The 17129-nt window shown below is 33.6% G+C and carries 19 protein-coding genes; 8 read left to right on the top strand and 11 right to left on the bottom strand.

Going from position 1 to position 17129, the window contains the following annotated elements:
* Window positions 1-73 precede the first annotated feature (73 nt).
* From trpC to CSW08_RS16485, 6 genes are all read right to left on the bottom strand, one after another.
* Window positions 74-859, bottom strand: a complete 786-nt coding sequence (gene trpC / locus CSW08_RS16510; RefSeq protein ID WP_106661027.1) for an indole-3-glycerol phosphate synthase TrpC — start codon at window positions 857-859, stop codon at window positions 74-76.
* Window positions 860-956: 97 nt separating this feature from the next.
* Window positions 957-1949: an anthranilate phosphoribosyltransferase gene (gene trpD, locus CSW08_RS16505; RefSeq protein ID WP_106661026.1), complete on the bottom strand. Its 993-nt coding sequence runs from the start codon at window positions 1947-1949 to the stop codon at window positions 957-959.
* Window positions 1950-1968: 19 nt separating this feature from the next.
* A complete protein-coding gene (locus CSW08_RS16500) occupies window positions 1969-2325 on the bottom strand; it encodes a four helix bundle protein (RefSeq protein WP_106661025.1) in 357 nt (118 codons plus the stop codon).
* A gap of 37 nt (window positions 2326-2362) precedes the next feature.
* Window positions 2363-2926: an anthranilate synthase component II gene (locus tag CSW08_RS16495; protein ID WP_106661024.1), complete on the bottom strand. Its 564-nt coding sequence runs from the start codon at window positions 2924-2926 to the stop codon at window positions 2363-2365.
* A 1-nt stretch (window position 2927) separates the two neighbouring features.
* A complete protein-coding gene (locus tag CSW08_RS16490; protein ID WP_106661023.1) occupies window positions 2928-4331 on the bottom strand; it encodes an anthranilate synthase component I family protein in 1404 nt (467 codons plus the stop codon).
* A gap of 269 nt (window positions 4332-4600) precedes the next feature.
* Window positions 4601-5062: a MarR family winged helix-turn-helix transcriptional regulator gene (locus CSW08_RS16485; protein ID WP_106661022.1), complete on the bottom strand. Its 462-nt coding sequence runs from the start codon at window positions 5060-5062 to the stop codon at window positions 4601-4603.
* 136 nt (window positions 5063-5198) lie between these two features.
* Between CSW08_RS16485 and CSW08_RS16480 the strand changes: the two genes are divergently transcribed.
* The 5 genes from CSW08_RS16480 to CSW08_RS16460 all read left to right on the top strand — a co-directional run bounded on the left by CSW08_RS16480 (window position 5199) and on the right by CSW08_RS16460 (window position 7792).
* A complete protein-coding gene (locus CSW08_RS16480) occupies window positions 5199-5738 on the top strand; it encodes a TlpA disulfide reductase family protein (protein WP_106661021.1) in 540 nt (179 codons plus the stop codon).
* Window positions 5739-5771: 33 nt separating this feature from the next.
* On the top strand, window positions 5772-6389 hold the full coding sequence (locus CSW08_RS16475; protein ID WP_106661020.1) for a thioredoxin family protein: 618 nt from the start codon (window positions 5772-5774) through the stop codon (window positions 6387-6389).
* 107 nt (window positions 6390-6496) lie between these two features.
* A complete protein-coding gene (locus tag CSW08_RS16470; protein ID WP_106661019.1) occupies window positions 6497-6817 on the top strand; it encodes a rhodanese-like domain-containing protein in 321 nt (106 codons plus the stop codon).
* A gap of 10 nt (window positions 6818-6827) precedes the next feature.
* On the top strand, window positions 6828-7217 hold the full coding sequence (locus CSW08_RS16465) for a rhodanese-like domain-containing protein (RefSeq protein WP_106661018.1): 390 nt from the start codon (window positions 6828-6830) through the stop codon (window positions 7215-7217).
* 248 nt (window positions 7218-7465) lie between these two features.
* Complete coding sequence (locus CSW08_RS16460) at window positions 7466-7792, top strand: hypothetical protein (RefSeq protein WP_106661017.1); 327 nt, start codon at window positions 7466-7468, stop codon at window positions 7790-7792.
* 241 nt (window positions 7793-8033) lie between these two features.
* Here the strand turns inward: CSW08_RS16460 and CSW08_RS16455 are convergent, their stop codons facing one another.
* Together CSW08_RS16455 and CSW08_RS16450 are read right to left on the bottom strand one after the other, a co-directional pair.
* On the bottom strand, window positions 8034-8717 hold the full coding sequence (locus CSW08_RS16455; RefSeq protein ID WP_157831526.1) for a hypothetical protein: 684 nt from the start codon (window positions 8715-8717) through the stop codon (window positions 8034-8036).
* A gap of 158 nt (window positions 8718-8875) precedes the next feature.
* Window positions 8876-9916, bottom strand: a complete 1041-nt coding sequence (locus tag CSW08_RS16450; RefSeq protein ID WP_106661015.1) for a LacI family DNA-binding transcriptional regulator — start codon at window positions 9914-9916, stop codon at window positions 8876-8878.
* A gap of 192 nt (window positions 9917-10108) precedes the next feature.
* Between CSW08_RS16450 and CSW08_RS16445 the strand changes: the two genes are divergently transcribed.
* The 3 genes from CSW08_RS16445 (at window position 10109) to CSW08_RS16435 (ending at window position 12548) form a co-directional block, all read left to right on the top strand.
* Window positions 10109-11149: a sugar kinase gene (locus tag CSW08_RS16445; RefSeq protein ID WP_106661014.1), complete on the top strand. Its 1041-nt coding sequence runs from the start codon at window positions 10109-10111 to the stop codon at window positions 11147-11149.
* Window positions 11150-11235: 86 nt separating this feature from the next.
* Window positions 11236-11904, top strand: a complete 669-nt coding sequence (locus tag CSW08_RS16440) for a bifunctional 4-hydroxy-2-oxoglutarate aldolase/2-dehydro-3-deoxy-phosphogluconate aldolase (protein WP_106661013.1) — start codon at window positions 11236-11238, stop codon at window positions 11902-11904.
* Between the two features lie 107 nt (window positions 11905-12011).
* Entirely contained in the window at window positions 12012-12548 is a 537-nt protein-coding gene (locus CSW08_RS16435) for a hypothetical protein (protein ID WP_157831525.1), read from the top strand.
* 65 nt (window positions 12549-12613) lie between these two features.
* On the opposite strand, the gene CSW08_RS16430 is transcribed toward CSW08_RS16435, so the two are convergent.
* From CSW08_RS16430 to CSW08_RS16420, 3 genes are all read right to left on the bottom strand, one after another.
* Window positions 12614-14221: a UxaA family hydrolase gene (locus tag CSW08_RS16430; RefSeq protein WP_106661011.1), complete on the bottom strand. Its 1608-nt coding sequence runs from the start codon at window positions 14219-14221 to the stop codon at window positions 12614-12616.
* A 30-nt stretch (window positions 14222-14251) separates the two neighbouring features.
* Window positions 14252-15697, bottom strand: a complete 1446-nt coding sequence (locus tag CSW08_RS16425; RefSeq protein WP_106661010.1) for a tagaturonate reductase — start codon at window positions 15695-15697, stop codon at window positions 14252-14254.
* A 67-nt stretch (window positions 15698-15764) separates the two neighbouring features.
* A complete protein-coding gene (locus CSW08_RS16420) occupies window positions 15765-17090 on the bottom strand; it encodes an MFS transporter (RefSeq protein WP_106661008.1) in 1326 nt (441 codons plus the stop codon).
* Window positions 17091-17129 lie beyond the last annotated feature (39 nt).

The raw sequence follows: 17129 nt of genomic DNA, 5'->3' as shown, positions 1-17129 counted from the left end.
CCCACGAAAGTGGGAATCTTTTTGTTTTTAGTTCAATTTATAATGGATTCCGCATCAATTGCGGAATGACAAATCACTTGTTTAATTGATTTATAAACTCCATAGCACTTTTGCCCGGATTATCCGTTTTCATAAAGTTTTCTCCAATTAAAAAGCCTTGGAAACCAAAAGGCCGTAATTCTTTAATGGCTTTAATATTGCTGATACCACTTTCAGATACTTTAACAAACTCATTTGGAATCATCTCACTTAGTTTTTTACTTATGTCTAGGCTGACTTCAAAGGTTTTTAAGTTTCTATTGTTTACACCCAACATATCCAAACTTGGCATGATGGATTTGTCTAATTCTTCTTCGTTATGAACTTCCAATAATACATCCAATTGTAAGCTCTTGGCAAATTCTGAATATTGTTTGATTTCCTCTCTCGTTAAAATCGCTGCAATAAGCAAAATAACATCGGCGCCAGACGCTTTGGCTTCCAATATTTGGTATTCGTCAATGATAAACTCTTTTCGTAACAAAGGTAGGTTACAACTCGCTCTTGCTAATATTAAATCGTCTAAAGCACCACCAAAATATTTTAAATCGGTTAAAACAGACATACCACATACTCCTGCATGTTCGTAACCTTTGGCTACATCCTGTACGTTTAAATTCTGATTGATAGTTGATTTTGAAGGAGATCGTCTTTTATGTTCGGCAATAATACCTGAGGAACTGTTTCTTAATTTATGGGCTAAAGAAGTCGTTTTCCTTTCAAATAAAACGGATCGTTCTAATTGAGATACAGGAACCAACGATTTTTTTAAATCGACTTCTTGACGTTTATCGGCTACTATCTTATCTAATATATTCATTTTTTCTATCCCTAACCCTTTCCAAAGGAAAGGGAACTATTTTGTTATGCTCCATCTTTTTTAAGTCCTTCCCTTGGGGAAGGATTTAGGATGGGATTTATCTACTCAATTCTATTAATATCTCTAAACTTTGTTTTGCTTTTCCAGAAAGTAAGGACTCTTTGGCGAGTTCAAAACCTTGTTTGTGACTGATTTGTTTCACTGTCGCAATCGCTAACCCGGCATTGGCACAAACCACATTGTTTTGTGCTTCAGTACCTTTTCCGTGAATGACATCCATAAATATTTTAGCGGCTTCTTCAACAGTGTTGCCACCATATATAGCGTCTTGTTTTATTTGTGAAAGTCCTAAATCTTCGGGTGAAAATAATAGTTCACTCTCGTTGGAAATCACTTTTGTTTTTCCTGTCAAAGATATTTCATCATAACCATCTAAGGCATGCACAATACTATAATTTTTATCTGTATTCTGATATAAGTAGCCGTAGAGCCTTAGCAATTCTAAATTAAAAACCCCCACCATTTGATTTTTTGGGAATGATGGGTTTACCATGGGACCCAATATGTTGAAAAACGTTTTTACGCCCAATTCACGACGAATAGGTGCTACATGTTTCATAGCTGGATGAAACAAAGGCGCGTGCAATATGCAAATGCCTGCTTTATCCATTGCGCGTTTTAAAAAGTCCTCATCACTTGAAAATTTAATGCCCAAAAACTCCATAACGTTTGATGAACCACAAGAGGAAGACACGCCATAATTACCGTGTTTAGCCACATGTACGCCTGCACCAGCAGTGACAAATGATGCTAATGTTGAAATATTAAACGTGTTTTTGCCATCACCACCGGTGCCACATAAGTCAATGGCATTAAAATCGTTTAAATTGATGGGAACACATAGCTCTAAAAGGGCATTTCTAAACCCTTTGAGTTCTTCAAGTGTGATGCTGCGTATCATAAAAACCGTAAGAAAGGAAGCAATTTGACTTTGGTTGTACATTTGGTTGGAAATGTTTACCAAAATCTGTTTAGCCTCTTCGCTTTCTAAGGTTTCGTGGTTAATGAGTCCGTTTAATATGTTTTTCATAGACTATAGACTTAAGATGTTAGATATTAGAAAATTTTTTAATTAAGGTGAAATTCATCTTTTGGATTTCAGTGATCAGGTTAAAAATATCCTCTAGTTCGTTTTCTTTTACATAACCAATTCTAATTGAAAGTGTTAATTGTGTTGCTAATTCATTAATGGAGCCATTAGCTATTCCTAGAAAGTTTCTGAATTCTTTATTTGAATTCCTTCCGGCACCTTCTGCAATGTTTGAAGGTATGGAAATAACACTTCTTTGAATTTGGCTAATCAACCCATATTTTTCTTCTTTTGGATAAGTAGATGTTAACATATAAACTTTTTCAGCCAAGTCCATTGATTTTTGCCAAACCTTCAAATCCTTATAGTTATTCATATCTTGTATCTATTGTCTTAAGTCTAAAATCTATCGTCTAACTATCAATCCAATTCTTCAATATCTGTTTTCCAAAAGGCGTTAAGACCGATTCTGGATGGTATTGCACACCTTTAACGTCATATACCTTGTGGCGCAAGGACATGACTTGTCCGTTGGAATCAAAAGAAGTAGCTTCTAAACTGTCCGGTAAATTTGCATCTACCACCCAAGAATGGTATCGTCCTACTTCAATTTCTTTTTCAAGTCCGTTAAATAGTGATTCGTCATCTACGGTAATGGTGACCTTAGTTGCAACACCATGATACACCTCGTCTAAATTAATTAGAGAACCACCAAAAACCTCCCCAATGGCTTGTTGCCCTAAGCAAACACCCAAAATGCTTTTTGTTGGCGCATATTTTTTTATGATGGTCTTTAATAAACCCGCTTCATCTGGAATACCAGGACCTGGTGATAAAACGATTTTATCAAACGGTTCCACATCTTCTAAAGTCAATTTATCGTTTCTCAATACAGTAACATCACAGTTTAGATCTTCTAAATAATGAACCAAATTGTAAGTGAAACTGTCGTAATTATCTATAACTAGTATCTTCATTTTATATGTCTTCAGCTAATTTAATGGCTTTTGTTAATGCACCTAATTTATTATAAACTTCTTGCAATTCATCTTCTGGGTTTGATTTTGAAACCAATCCGGCACCTGCTCGCCAATGTAATTTATGGTCTTTACTTAAAAAAGTCCTAATCATAATGGCATGATTAAAATTGCCGTTAAAATCCATAAAGCCAATAGCACCGCCATAAAACCCTCGACTTGTTTTTTCGTATTGTTCAATAAGTTGCATGGCTCTGTGCTTGGGCGCACCACTTAACGTGCCTGCAGGAAACGTATCGGCAACTACTTGCATGGTGGGCGTTTCGGTATGTTTTTGTCCAGTGACTTTACTCACCAAATGAATGACATGTGAAAAAAACTGAACTTCGCGATAGGTGTCTACGGTAACGTTGCTACCATGGCGACTTAAATCGTTTCTAGCCAAATCTACCAACATCACATGCTCAGCATTTTCTTTACTGTCCTTTTTCAAGGCTTCGGCCAATTCGGCATCTTTTACATCATCACCTGTACGTTTAAAAGTGCCTGCAATGGGATGTATTTCAGCTTTACCATCACTTACAATCAGTTGGGCTTCAGGGGAACTTCCAAAGATTTTGAAATTACCGTAATCAAAATAAAATAGATAGGGTGACGGATTAATGCTCCTCAAAGCTCTATAAACATTAAACTCGTCGCCTTTAAATTCTTGAGTGAAGCTTTTTGATAATACCAATTGAAACACGTCGCCTCTAGCACAATGCTTTTTAGCAAGCTCTACATGGGTTTTATACTCATCATCGGTTAGATTTGAGGTGATATCGCCTGATGGCGAAAACTTATAAGAAGGAAAATTTTGGATATTAATCAATTCATCTATTTCATGAATATTGTTTTCTCCATTAAAACAATGCGCAAAAATATACGCTTCGTTTTTAAAATGATTGATGGCAATAATATTCTGATAAACAGCGTAATACACATCTGGAATGTTAATGGAATTCTCTTTTTTGCTGATAGCAACATCCTCAAAATACCTTACGGCATCATAAGCAGTGTAACCAAAAATACCATTGTTTATGAATTTAAAGCTCTCTTCTGTATCAGTCTCAAAACGTTTTGTGAAGTGATGAATTTCATTAGCCAGATTAATGGTCCCATCAATTTTGGTTGAAGTGGTACTTCCGTCAGGAAATGTTTGTGTTATTACCTCGTTTTCAACTTTTATAGATGCTATAGGATTAAAGCATATATAGGAGAAGTTTTTTTGGCTTGCATGGTAATCCCCACTTTCCAGAAGTATGCTGTTTGGGTATTTGTCCCTTATTTTATAGTAAACAGTCACTGGCGTAATAGTGTCCGTTAAAATTTTTTTGTGGTGCGTATGTAAATTAAATGTCATCATAAATAGTTTCATAAAAAAAGGCCTGTCGTGAATGACAAGCCTTTTGGATATTTTAAGTTTTAAATATACTAGGTTTTACTTCACGAAATTTAAGTTTCTAAAGCTCCACCACCAAGTTTTATTTAAAAATGTATTCATATTTTGTTTTAACTGTGCCAAATATAGAAATGAAAATATAATTACACAATACTTTCGCGTGTTTTTTTAAACAAAAAACTACCATAAGATATATGGTAGTGTTTATGCTGATTCATCAGGAATAGAGAGAGTTAGTTTGCTATTAATCTTACCTTGCCTAATAATCGAATCAGTTCTTGAGTTTCTTCATCTGTTAAAGAACCGATGATTTTTTTTTCTGTGATATCAATTATTGCGTCTATGATATCAAGAAGCTTTAATCCCTCATGGGTAATAGTAATATCTATTTTTCTGCGATTTGTTTTATTAATATTCTTTTTGACATAATTTTTTTTAACAAGCTTATCAATCAGCCTCGTGGTATTGCTCATTTTATTTATCATGAGATCCTGCATAGTTTCTAAACTAATTGGTTTTTCATGCTGACCACGTAAAATTCTAAGCACATTGAATTGCTGAATGGTTATATCAAAAGGTTTAAGAACGTCGTTTAATGTTTTATTTATCAGGCCATAAGTAAACAATACATTGATTACGGCTTTTTTGGATAATGATAAATCTGAACTTATTTTTAAGATGGATTCAATATTCATCTTCAACTGTTGTATATACAAATGTATATAATAAGTTTTATAATATTCACATAATTATAAAATTTTGTTAAACAATCACAGACAAGTTTAGTATTATCTAAATTTATAGCTAAAGATTTATTAAAAATATAAATAAATGAGAATTATAAAGTTCTTGGTATTAGCACTCATTGTTTCTTCTTGTAATAATAAAAAGGCTAGTGAAGCTTCAAATGTTGTTTCAAAAACTAAAGATAATACCATTGAAATTACAAACACTGATCTTGAAGTTTATGATTTTAATGGCTTTCAAAAGTTTTTAGAAAAAAAGGATGATAAGGTGTACGTTGTTAATTTTTGGGCAACTTGGTGCGCACCATGTGTAAAGGAAATGCCTTATTTTGAAAAGTTAAATCAAGAATATAAAAAAGAGAATGTTGAAGTGCTTTTTGTGAGTTTGGATTTCCCACATCTTTATGAGTCCAAATTAAAACCTTTTATCAAAGACAAAAATATACAATCTAAAGTAGTAGCATTGAATGATGTTGATATGAATACTTGGATACCCAAAGTAGATGAAAATTGGTCCGGCTCCATTCCAGCAACCATCATTTATAAAAACGATACGAGCAAATTTTATGAACAATCGTTTACCTACGAATCATTAGAAAAAGAATTAAAACAATTTTTAAAATAAGCTTAACTTTTAAAAAACAATAAATATTTACCTATGAAGACAATCAAAATTTTATCATTATTAACACTCATCATTGGTTTGAGTGCTTTTACTGTTAATAAAATAGCAGTAGCAGACGGTTATAAAGTGGGCGACGTTGCCGAAGACTTTAAATTAATGAATATTGATGGCAAAATGGTTTCTCTATCCGATTATAAAGATGCCAAAGGCTACATAGTTACTTTTACCTGTAACACCTGTCCTTATGCTGTAGGTTACGAAGATAGAATCATAGCACTTAACAATAAGTATGCGTCTATGGGTTATCCTGTAATAGCCATTATGCCTAACAATACAGATGTGCAACCGGGTGACAGCATGGATAAAATGAAAGAAAGAGCAAAAAGTAAAGGGTTTACATTTCCTTATTTAATTGATAAGGAACAATCTGTATATCCAAAATATGGGGCTACCAAAACGCCACATGTGTTTATTTTACAAAAAACATCTAAAGGAAACGTTGTAAAATATATTGGTGCTATTGATGATAATTATCAAGATGCTTCAGCAGTAAAAACCAAATATGTAGAAAATGCCGTAAATGCCTTGCTTAAGGGAGATGATGTTCCTGAAAAGGAAACGAAGGCCATTGGGTGCACTATAAAAGTTTAGTTCATCGAAAATAATATAGAAAAATCTGAAGTTTATAACACTTCAGATTTTTTTTTGTTCATATTCAAATTAGAAATATTAAGTTTGTAATTATTTAATTTCAGATTATGATAGAAGATTTATCTCAAGAAGAATGGGCTGAACAATTGGCAAGTGATGATAATGCCGTGATTCTTGATGTTAGAACCGATGCTGAGGTATCAGAAGGCATCATTCCTAATGCCATTCATATCGATTTTTATAAAGGTCAAGATTTTATAAATGAAGTTGAAGCTTTGGATAAAAGCAAAAATTACTATTTGTATTGTCGGTCTGGTAACAGAAGCGGACAAGCTTGCCAAATTATGGAGCAATTAGGATTTGAAAATGCCTATAACCTCGAAGGAGGTATGCTGCAATGGACTGGAGATATTGTTGATATAGACTAACTTAAGCCAAATGAAGAAACTGCCATACTTATTTTTATTACTTCTTATAACCTTTTCAGGTTGTAAAGAAGCTGAAAGTTCAAAAATTACGGTCATCACTCCAGAAGAAATGCAAAGTTTTTTGGAAGCTGATAATGTTCAATTAATTGATGTGAGAACCCAAGAAGAATATAATAAAGGGCATATTAAAGGGGCGCAAAACATCAATTTTTTTTCACCTACATTTTTTGATGATATCAATAAATTGGATAAAGAAAAACCTGTATATCTTTATTGCAACTCTGGTAAACGAAGTGCGAATTGTGCCGAAAAAATGATTGAAATAGGGTTTGTGAAAATTTATGATTTAGAAGGTGGTTTCTCAAAATGGAAACATGAAGGTTCAGAAGTTGAAAAATAAACTGTACTTATCAAATAATCAAAAAACTAACATGCTCTAATTCTTAAACATAGATACATCTCCTTTTACTTCTTTTCCAATTATTCGAGATTTTTCATTGTTTTTTTTTATTTTATCTTTTTTTTAAGCGGTTCAACTTGTTATTTTTATTTGTATAGTCTTTTTATATACTTTTATTTTTAATTATTCAGTTAATGAGTAAGAATTATTCTTTGATTTTTAAATTTAATTATTAATTCTAAATTTTTATGGAACACGGTTATTTGATTTTAGCAATAATAGCTTTATTATTTATAAGTATGTATGGGTATTCATACATCCCCGTCGTTTTGGAAAAGAGAAAAGAAAAGCGGTTGAAAATTGAACAGGAAGAACTTGAAGAAGCAAGAAAAAAAGAGAACTTGATGAAGCAAGAACTTAGGGACGAAAAGTTGAATAAGTCTTTAAAAAGAAGTGCGGAAATTAAAATGGAATTGCAACAATTAGAGCAGATGAAGAAAAATAAAACAGGTCCTTTTGAAGAAGAATTAAACCAGATGAAAGTAGATAAAATGAAAAAGCAACAAGCAGGTTAAAAAACACAACACATAAAAAAACAACCCCTAAGAATCAAATTTTTAGGGGTTGTTTTTTTGTCGATAATTATTAAGAATAACAAATATCGTTTTCACAAGAACGATTATTGATCCGTTATGCTGTCCCAGCAGCTATCACATACCACATTATTGATCATCTTCGGTTTACTAATGAAACCCTGAAACAGGTTCCGGGTGACAATCGTTGGGTGATTAATTTTAGATAATCAGTTATAGATTTTTATTCCTTTAAAAAATCTGTTTTACCTGTTTTTTTCCTGTAAATTTTAATGAAATAAATGACGACGCCTACAAGCATTAAACTCAGGAAAAAATAAGTAGCTATAACATAGCCAATTCTATATTTTGGTGGTTTCCCCAAATACTGACTAATATCTTGATTCGTATTTATTTTAATAGAATTAAAAAGTTCAGCTACAACATCTTTATCAAAATGTGTATCGCTGGCATAGAAAAAAGTATATAAATTTTTATTTAATAAATAAAATTCAGCTTCGTAGGTAGACGTATCTACATCGTTAACAAATTTTAAATTATAACCAGTAAAACCTTCTTTTTCAACAAGTGTTTTAGTCTTTAAATAATAAGGTACTCTATATCTCATTCTAGCTATAACACGGTTATACTCGTCAATCAAACTAGTATAATTATATGGCAACCTGGAAAGACTTTCTTTTTGATTTTCATCTTGAAAAAGCACTTTTTGGGCAATAAAATTATAGGTATTTGTTTTGAATCTTATTTGATGGATTTTTACACCATCAACAAGTGTATCTGATTCAAAAAAGGTATTTGGAACGTTTAGGGAAACAATGGAATCAAAAGAGTAGGTTTTACTTTCGGTATTTTGAGAGTAAGCCATGTAACTAAATAGCACAAAAAAAAGCGGTAAATATTTTTTCATAAATGTCATTTTGGTTAAAATCAACACTGATTTTTTTAAAAATTTGGACTAGACTAAAATAGGCATTTTTTTAACTCAAGGGATTATTATTAACACTTTTAGTAAAGTGATGTTTTTTATTCTTTATAAGAATTTGTAAATGATTAATTAAAAAGAATTTAAAGTATATTATTGATTAATTTTTTAGATGACGATCTTATTATAAGCTCTGCAGGAAGAATTAATTTGTTTAAAGATACCTTTTCATTTGGGGAATCCAATCTCTTTAAAAGTGTTTCGGCAGCTACTTTACCAATTTGCTCGCTATGTTGTTCAACAGAAGTGATAGACGGCGTAACTAAAGATGTAAATGGTTCATTAGTAAAACCAACCAAAGCAATATCTTCAGGAACATTTATATGGTTTTCCTGCAACACTTGAAGCGCTCCCAATGCAGCATAATCTCCAGCGGCATATACGGCGTCTGGTTTATTTTTCTGTTCTAAAAGCTGTTGCATAATGCGTCTGCCATCTTCAATACCCAAATTGCTTTCTATGATCAATGAGTCTTCAATTGGTAAACCAAATTTTTCTAAAGCATCTCTATAGCCCCTAATCCTGTTTTTATAAATTCTAGTATGGCTAAAACCGGCTATATGTGCTATTCTTTTGCAACCTTGTTCAACCAGATGTTCAATTACTAAATGGCTACTTAAATAATCGTCAATACCAACATAATCCACATTCAAATCGTTTTCACCCCTGTCAAATAAAATTAAAGGAATGCCTTTGGATTTAATTTTTTCATAATAATCCAATTTAACCGTTTCATTCGCCATAGAAGCAATGATGCCATCTACTTGAGTGTATAACAAAGCATCAATACTTTTACATTCTTTATTGTAGGATTCGTTTGATTGTGCAATAATCACATTATATCCTTTTTCATTTAAAACCTCTTCAATTTTTTCTATAATGGAAGAGAAAAAATGGCTGTTAGCTTTTGGTATAATGACACCCACCAAATTGCTTTTTCCTTTTCTTAAAGCACTGGCTAAATGGTTAGGTTGGTAGTTTAAGTTTTGGGCTATTTGTAAAACGGCTGTTTTGGTTTTATCACTAATTCGGGGATGGTTGCTTAGTGCTTTTGAAACCGCCGAAGGTGTAATGCCCAACACATTAGCAATATCTTTTATGGTCGTTTTTTTTTTGGTAGCCAATTTTTGTATATATTTGTTTCAACGTTTGAACAAAAATAAACTTTTTTGTTAACATTCCGTTTTTATTTAGGAATATCCTTTAAAAAATCTATATTTGAAATATTTTCTTTTTGATGTATATGTTTTTAAGCATAATTTTTTTAATAGCTGTTCAAACGATTAACCAATACAAATAATTAATAAATTTATTAAATGAGTAGAGTTGTAACATTTGGAGAAATCATGCTAAGATTAGCTCCCCAAGGATTTTTAAGATTTTCTCAAGCAGACAATTTTGAGGTTGTTTACGGTGGAGGGGAATCTAACGTAGCAGTATCATTAGCCAATTATGGTATTTCAGTTGATTTCGTAACACGATTGCCAAAAAATGATATTGGTCAATGCGCTATGATGGAAATGCGTAAAAGAGGCGTTGGTGTGGATAAAATCGTTTGGGGCGGCGAGCGTTTAGGTATTTACTTTTTGGAAACTGGAGCAGTATCTAGAGGCAGCAAAGTCGTTTACGATAGATCACATTCTGCGATGTCTGAAATCCAACCAGGCATGGTTAATTGGAATGAGGTATTTAAAGGTGTGGAATGGTTTCATTGGACAGGTATTACACCAGCTATTTCACAAAGTTCAGCTGATGCTTGTTTAGAAGCGGTTAAAGCAGCTAGTAAATTAGGTGTTACCATTTCAACAGATTTAAATTACAGGGCTAAACTTTGGAAATATGGTGGTGATCGTGAAGCTATTATGACTGAATTAACTTCGTACTGCGATGTTATTTTAGGAAATGAAGAAGATGCGGAAATGCACTTCGGAATTAAACCAGAAGGCTTGGATGTTCAAACACACGGTCATGATGTAAAAGCAGAAGCTTTTTTATCTGTTTGCCAACAAATGATGAAAAAATTCCCAAGAGCTAAAAAAGTCATTACGACGTTAAGAGGTTCTATTTCTGCATCTCATAATACGTGGGCTGGTGTTTTATATGATGGTAAAAAAATGTATGAAACCCGTCAGTATCAAATTACTGATATCGTTGATAGAGTAGGTGGTGGTGATAGTTTTATGGGCGGATTGATTTATGGGTTGTTAACCTATCCAGACAACGACCAAAATGCTTTAGACTTTGCAGTGGCAGCATCATGTTTAAAGCACACTATTAAAGGTGATGCCAATTTGGTAACAGTAGAGGAAGTCACAAAACTAATGGGTGGCGATGCCTCTGGTAGAGTAGCGAGATAAATTAGTTTATTTGTTGAATTGTATAATCGTTTAATCGGTTACCCAAATCAACAAATGAACGATTAAACGAATAAACATATTAAAAAATGGCACAATTTTCAAGATTAGAAGTAGCACAAGCTATGAAAGATACAGGGATGATTCCTTTATTTTTCCATAGTGATATAGAATTAAGCAAAAAAGTATTAAAAGCGTGTTATGATGGTGGCGCCAGATTGATGGAGTTTACGGCTCGTGGCGATTTTGCTCATGAAGTTTTTGGTGAATTAACAAAATATGCGATTAAAGAACTTCCGGGAATGATTATGGGAGTTGGTTCTGTTACCGATGCAGCAGCGGCCTCTTTATACATGGCATTAGGCGCAAATTTTGTTGTAACACCTGTATTGAGAGAAGATATTGCTATAGTTTGTAACAGAAGAAAAGTATTATGGTCACCCGGCTGTGGCTCTGTAACCGAAATTGCTAAAGCAGAAGAATTAGGTTGCGAAATAGTAAAATTATTCCCAGGGGATTTGTACGGACCAAATTTCGTAAAAGGTGTTAAAGGACCACAACCATGGACAAGCATTATGCCTACTGGCGGTGTATCTCCAACCAAAGACAATTTAAAAGGATGGTTTGATGCCGGTGTCACCTGTGTGGGGATGGGATCTCAATTAATATCAAAAGAGATCATTGCGAATAAAGATTATGTTAAATTAGAGCAGGATGTTAAAAATGCTATGGCTATAATAAAATCCATCAGGAAGTAATTTAATCTAGTATTTTTTAATAAAACAACTGACTTTCAAAAAGTTATAAGTTGATATTATTAGTTTTTGTATATTTATGTTTTTACTAACTTAAACATAAACCAATTATGAAAACTATTTATTTGATTTTATGCTTGTCATTATTCTTTATGGCATGTCAACCCAAAGTGGACAATACCGCAGATGAATTGTTCAATAAGAATTCAGAAACAGTTTTGGCCAATATCAAGGGATTTGAAGATGAAAACCAAGATTATTCCATGTATGCAGACAATGCGATTCTTTTGGATACAGGAGTAGGGGCAAAAGATTCATTATCTTTAGATGATGTTAAAAAAAATGATAAAATGCTTTGGGAAACTTATGATTTTAAATTGATAACAGATCCATTAGTGTTATTACCCGGCGTTAATCCTGATACAAAAAAGCCAGATGGTTCTGTGCGTTATTATGGTGAATGGGAAGTCACTTTGCCTGCAACAGATTCTACTGAAGCAAAATCAGCTGTCATGAAATATTATGAATCTCTTGATTTTAATGAAGAAGGCAAAATCATTTTACAGCAAGGCTATGGAGATTTTGGCGGGTTGTTTACAGCCTTACATAGTGATGACGCTGATAAATCTTCAATGATGGAAGAATAAGATGTCTTTTAAGTTCATAAAAAAACCGTTGAAACTAGCTTCAACGGTTTTTTTTATTTCAAAAATTATAAGGAAACGCCTCTGCGCCAAGGAATAAAATCATTCTGATTCAATAATTTGGCTTTGGTTTGTATTTTCCCGCTTGCTACATCAATAATAAATTCAAGCATTTCGTCTGCCATTTCTTCAATGGTTTTTTCACCACGAATGACGGCACCAGTTTCTATATCAATAATATCTGGCATTTTTTGAGCAAGCTCAGTATTTGAAGACACTTTAATAATTGGTGCAATAGGATTTCCCGTTGGTGTGCCTAAGCCCGTCGTAAACAACACCACATTAGCTCCAGAACCTACCATGGCGGTGGTGCTTTCAACATCATTTCCTGGTGTACACAATAAATTAAGTCCTGGTTTAGTGATATACTCACCATAATCCAAAACATCTTGTACTGGCGATGTGCCACCTTTTTTGGCTGCACCGGCCGATTTCATGGCATCTGTAATTAAACCATCTTTTATATTTCCGGGAGAGGGATTCATATCAAATCCGGAACCAGCATCTATAACGGATTTTTCATAAGTTTTCATCAATTTTAAAAACTTCTCTCCTTTTTCATCTTCAACACATCTATTGACCAATTCTTGTTCCACACCACATAATTCTGGGAATTCAGATAAAATAGCGATTCCATTTAAAGCCGTTAAAATATCAGAAACAGCTCCTAATGTTGGATTTGCTGAAATTCCTGAAAACCCATCAGATCCACCACATTCCAAACCAACTCGTAATTTAGATAATGGAGCAGGTTTGCGTTTAACCTCATTTGCTTTTTTAATAGCTTCAAAAGATTCTTTTACAATAGCAGTCAACATATTATCTACCGTACCCATTTGTTGCTGTTCAAAAATAAGAACTGGCTTGTTTAGGTTTGGATTAATAGCATTCAACGCATTTTTAAAAGTACTTATTTGAAGATTTTGGCATCCTAAACTCAAAACCGTTGCGCCTGCAACATTTGGATTGTTTACGTAACCAGCCAATAGTTTAGCTAAGCTTTCAGAGTCTTGCCTAATACTACCACAACCTCCAGGATGGGTAATGAATTTGACATCAATATTATCAAACACATCTGAAGTCGTTGGTAAAACCTCTGTTTCTTGCGCCCCACTAACTAACGAGCGAAGCAACATTTGGTGCGGATTAGCTCTTTGTTTTAAAAGTTCTTTTTCAAAAACGTCTTTTAAAATTTCAATATTTCTATTTTCACAGAAAACCAATGGAAAAAATAACCACACATTTTCTGTTCCTACTTGGCCATCTTCCCTATGATATCCTAAAAAGGTTTTGTCTTTCCACTTATCAACATTTGGAGCTGTCCAACTAAAAGTTTCGGTTCTTCCAAATACTTTTTCGCTTTGGTGCTTTACATTTTCGGTAGTTAATACATCTCCTTTTTTAATGGTATTATTAGCACTGCCAACTAAAACCCCATACATTATGATTCTGGCTCCAGTTTCAAATGTTTCCAATGCAATTTTATGCTTGGATTTTGTATCAGATAGTATGTTTATTTCCTCTCCTTCAAAAGATACAACATCGCCTGCTTTTAAATTTACCAATGCTACGGCTACATTATCGGTAGGATGGACTTTTATGAGTTTTTTTTGCATATTTAAATCTATTATACTTCTATGAAAAATTTAGAACTTTTTTATGTAATTATTATACCCGGCTTCAATGCCATTTGCATCCATTTCTTTTAGGGCTAAAGCAACAGCTTCGGTAAGTTTCTCCACTTTTGTTAAATCTTCTCCCCAATAATCGTTAATGCTTAATGCGTTTTTAGCGATTTCCAAATAATCATTGGATTTCCAGATTTTTGCAAATGTAGCAACAATATCATCATTATCTTGAACTGGTAAGGTTTCTCCGTTCCAAGTACCTTTGTAAAAACGTATCAATGCTGCAAAAGCAAAAGTTAAGTTAGTTGGGATTTTTTTATGGATTTTTACATATCCTAATAAACTTGGCAATACCCTTACCGTAAACTTAGATACCGAATTTAATGCAATGCTTGATAAGTTATGGATGATGAATGGATTTCTAAAGCGGTCAAAAACCTCATCGGCAAAACTATTTAGTTCTGCTTTATCCATATCTAAAGTATCAATAATTTCATTAAAAACAGCTCTGTTTATGAACTCACCAGTGAACACATTATCGACCGATTGTTTTACGGTTTTATTTCCGTAAAGAATGGAAAAAGGCACCATAGCGGTATGCGCACCGTTTAAAATCCTCACTTTTCTGGTTCGGTAAGGTTGCATATCATCAACAATCTTAACGTCTAGATTTGTTTTGCTGAAAGGCAATTTTGCTTTTAAATCGTCGCCACCTTCAATAACCCAAAGGAAAAATGCTTCCGCAGCAACGATTAAATTATCTTGATAATCTAATTGACTGTTGTAATTTTCAATCTCATCCTTTGGGTAACCAGGTACAATTCTATCAACCAATGTGCTATGAAAAGCATTGCTTTCCAATAACCATGTTTTAAAATCATCGCCAAAGTTCCAATCTGCTACATATTTTAAAATGATGTCTTTTAAAGTTTCGGCATTATGATTGATAAGTTCGCATGGAATGATGGTTAAACCTTTAGTAGCATCACCATTAAAATACTTAAAACGTTCGTGTAAAAGCAGGGTTAGTTTAGCAGGAAACGAACTTGGAGGTTGCATGTTTGGTGTATCTGAACTTACATAGGCAATGCCTGCCTCCGTAGTATTTGAAATGATAAATTCCAATGAGGCCTCTTTAGCCAAGCTCAAATAATCATTAAAATTTGCATAAGGATCAACCGCTTTTACAATGTTTGAAATAAGTTCAATATTTTGAATTTCTTCACCTTTTTTTATGCCTTTCATAAACAAGGTGTACAAACCATCTTGATCATTTAGCATATTAACCAAACCTTTCTCAATAGGTTGCACAACAGCAATGCCTGCATTAAAATCGGCTACTTTATTTAATTCTTGGAAGGCATATCCAACAAATGCTCTTAAAAAATTTCCTTCGCCAAATTGTACTATTTTTATTGGAAGTTTAGTTTCCAATCCAACATTTTTTCTATTTAATTTTTTCATTTATTCTCTACAATCTTTTTAATCTAAACTATCTTGACATTTATAAACATACACTAAGAAACCATCATTAATTATTATATACATGATTTAAATTTTCATCTAGAGGTGTCATTTTTGGCATTAATAAATGTACAAAACCAAGAATAATTAAGTAGCAAGAACCAGCTACTAAAAAGGCCCAAAAGAATCCGGTGTTACCGGCATTATCCAGAACAGATCCTAAAATAAAGCTACTTACAATTCCTGCTACTGCCCCAACCATGCCGCCAATGCCTACTACTGAGGCAGTCGCTTTTTTGGGAAACACATCCGATACCAAAGTGAAAATATTTGCAGACCAAGCTTGATGTCCCGAAGCCCCCAATCCAATCAAGAAAATGGCAAGCCATTTATTGTCGGTAGTGGCAACAAAGGCAACTGGTAAAATAATTAAAGCACAAATAAGCAAGGTTATTTTTCTTGCCTTGTTAATTGACCAACCTTTTCTAATAAAGGCTCCAGAAAGCCATCCGCCAAAAATACTTCCAACATCGGCTAAAAGATAAATAACCAGAAATGGTAATCCCATATTTTTAATATCAACCTCAAACTTATCAGCTAGGAAAATGGCACCCCAGAAAAGGTAAAACCACCAAACAGCATCGGTCACTTTAGCTAAAGCAAAAGCCCAGGTTTCTTTTTTAGGTAGCACACGTACCCAAGCAATCTTATCTTGATTTTCAATGACCGAATCACTATTTATATATGCCATTTCTTCAGGAGACACCTTTGGATGCCCTTCGGGCTTTTGATAGGTTTTCCACCATAAAAACACCCATATAGCACTTAATACCCCAGTAATTAAAAATGGAATTTGCCAATTTACCAAATCTCCCTCACCTCTTTCACCACCAGACCAATATACTATGGCAGCAATAACAAATGGAGCAGCAATGGCGCCAACACTTGTAGCTGCATTAAAAATACCCGTTGCAAAAGCACGATCTTTTTTTGGAAACCATTCAGCAGTGGTTTTTATGGCGGCAGGAAAATTGCCGGATTCGCCGTAGCCCAATCCAAAACGTGCCAGCACAAACCCTATAAAGCTATAGCTTTTACCAACGGCAGCATGTAGCATTCCGAAAAAACTCCAGATACCAATGGACACAATATATCCTTTTTTTGTCCCCAAACGATCTATTAAACCTCCCATACTCAGTAAGCCAATAGCATAAGCCGTTTGAAAAGACATTATTATGTATGAATAATCTTGGTTGGTCCATCCAAACCATTCGATTAAATCGGGCGACATAACACCCATCAAACTCCGGTCAAAATAGTTGATTGAAGTTGCTGCAAACAATAATGCTAAAATGCGGTAGCGGTAGGTTCCTACCTTTTTGGTGTCGTTCATAATTATTTAGTTTATATAGGTGTTTGTTGGTAAATATAA

This window comes from Confluentibacter flavum, assembly GCF_002843175.1.
Lineage (GTDB): Bacteria > Bacteroidota > Bacteroidia > Flavobacteriales > Flavobacteriaceae > Confluentibacter > Confluentibacter flavum.
The sequence above is the reverse complement of the archived record's forward strand: the minus strand, read 5'-3'. Positions and strand labels throughout refer to the sequence as shown.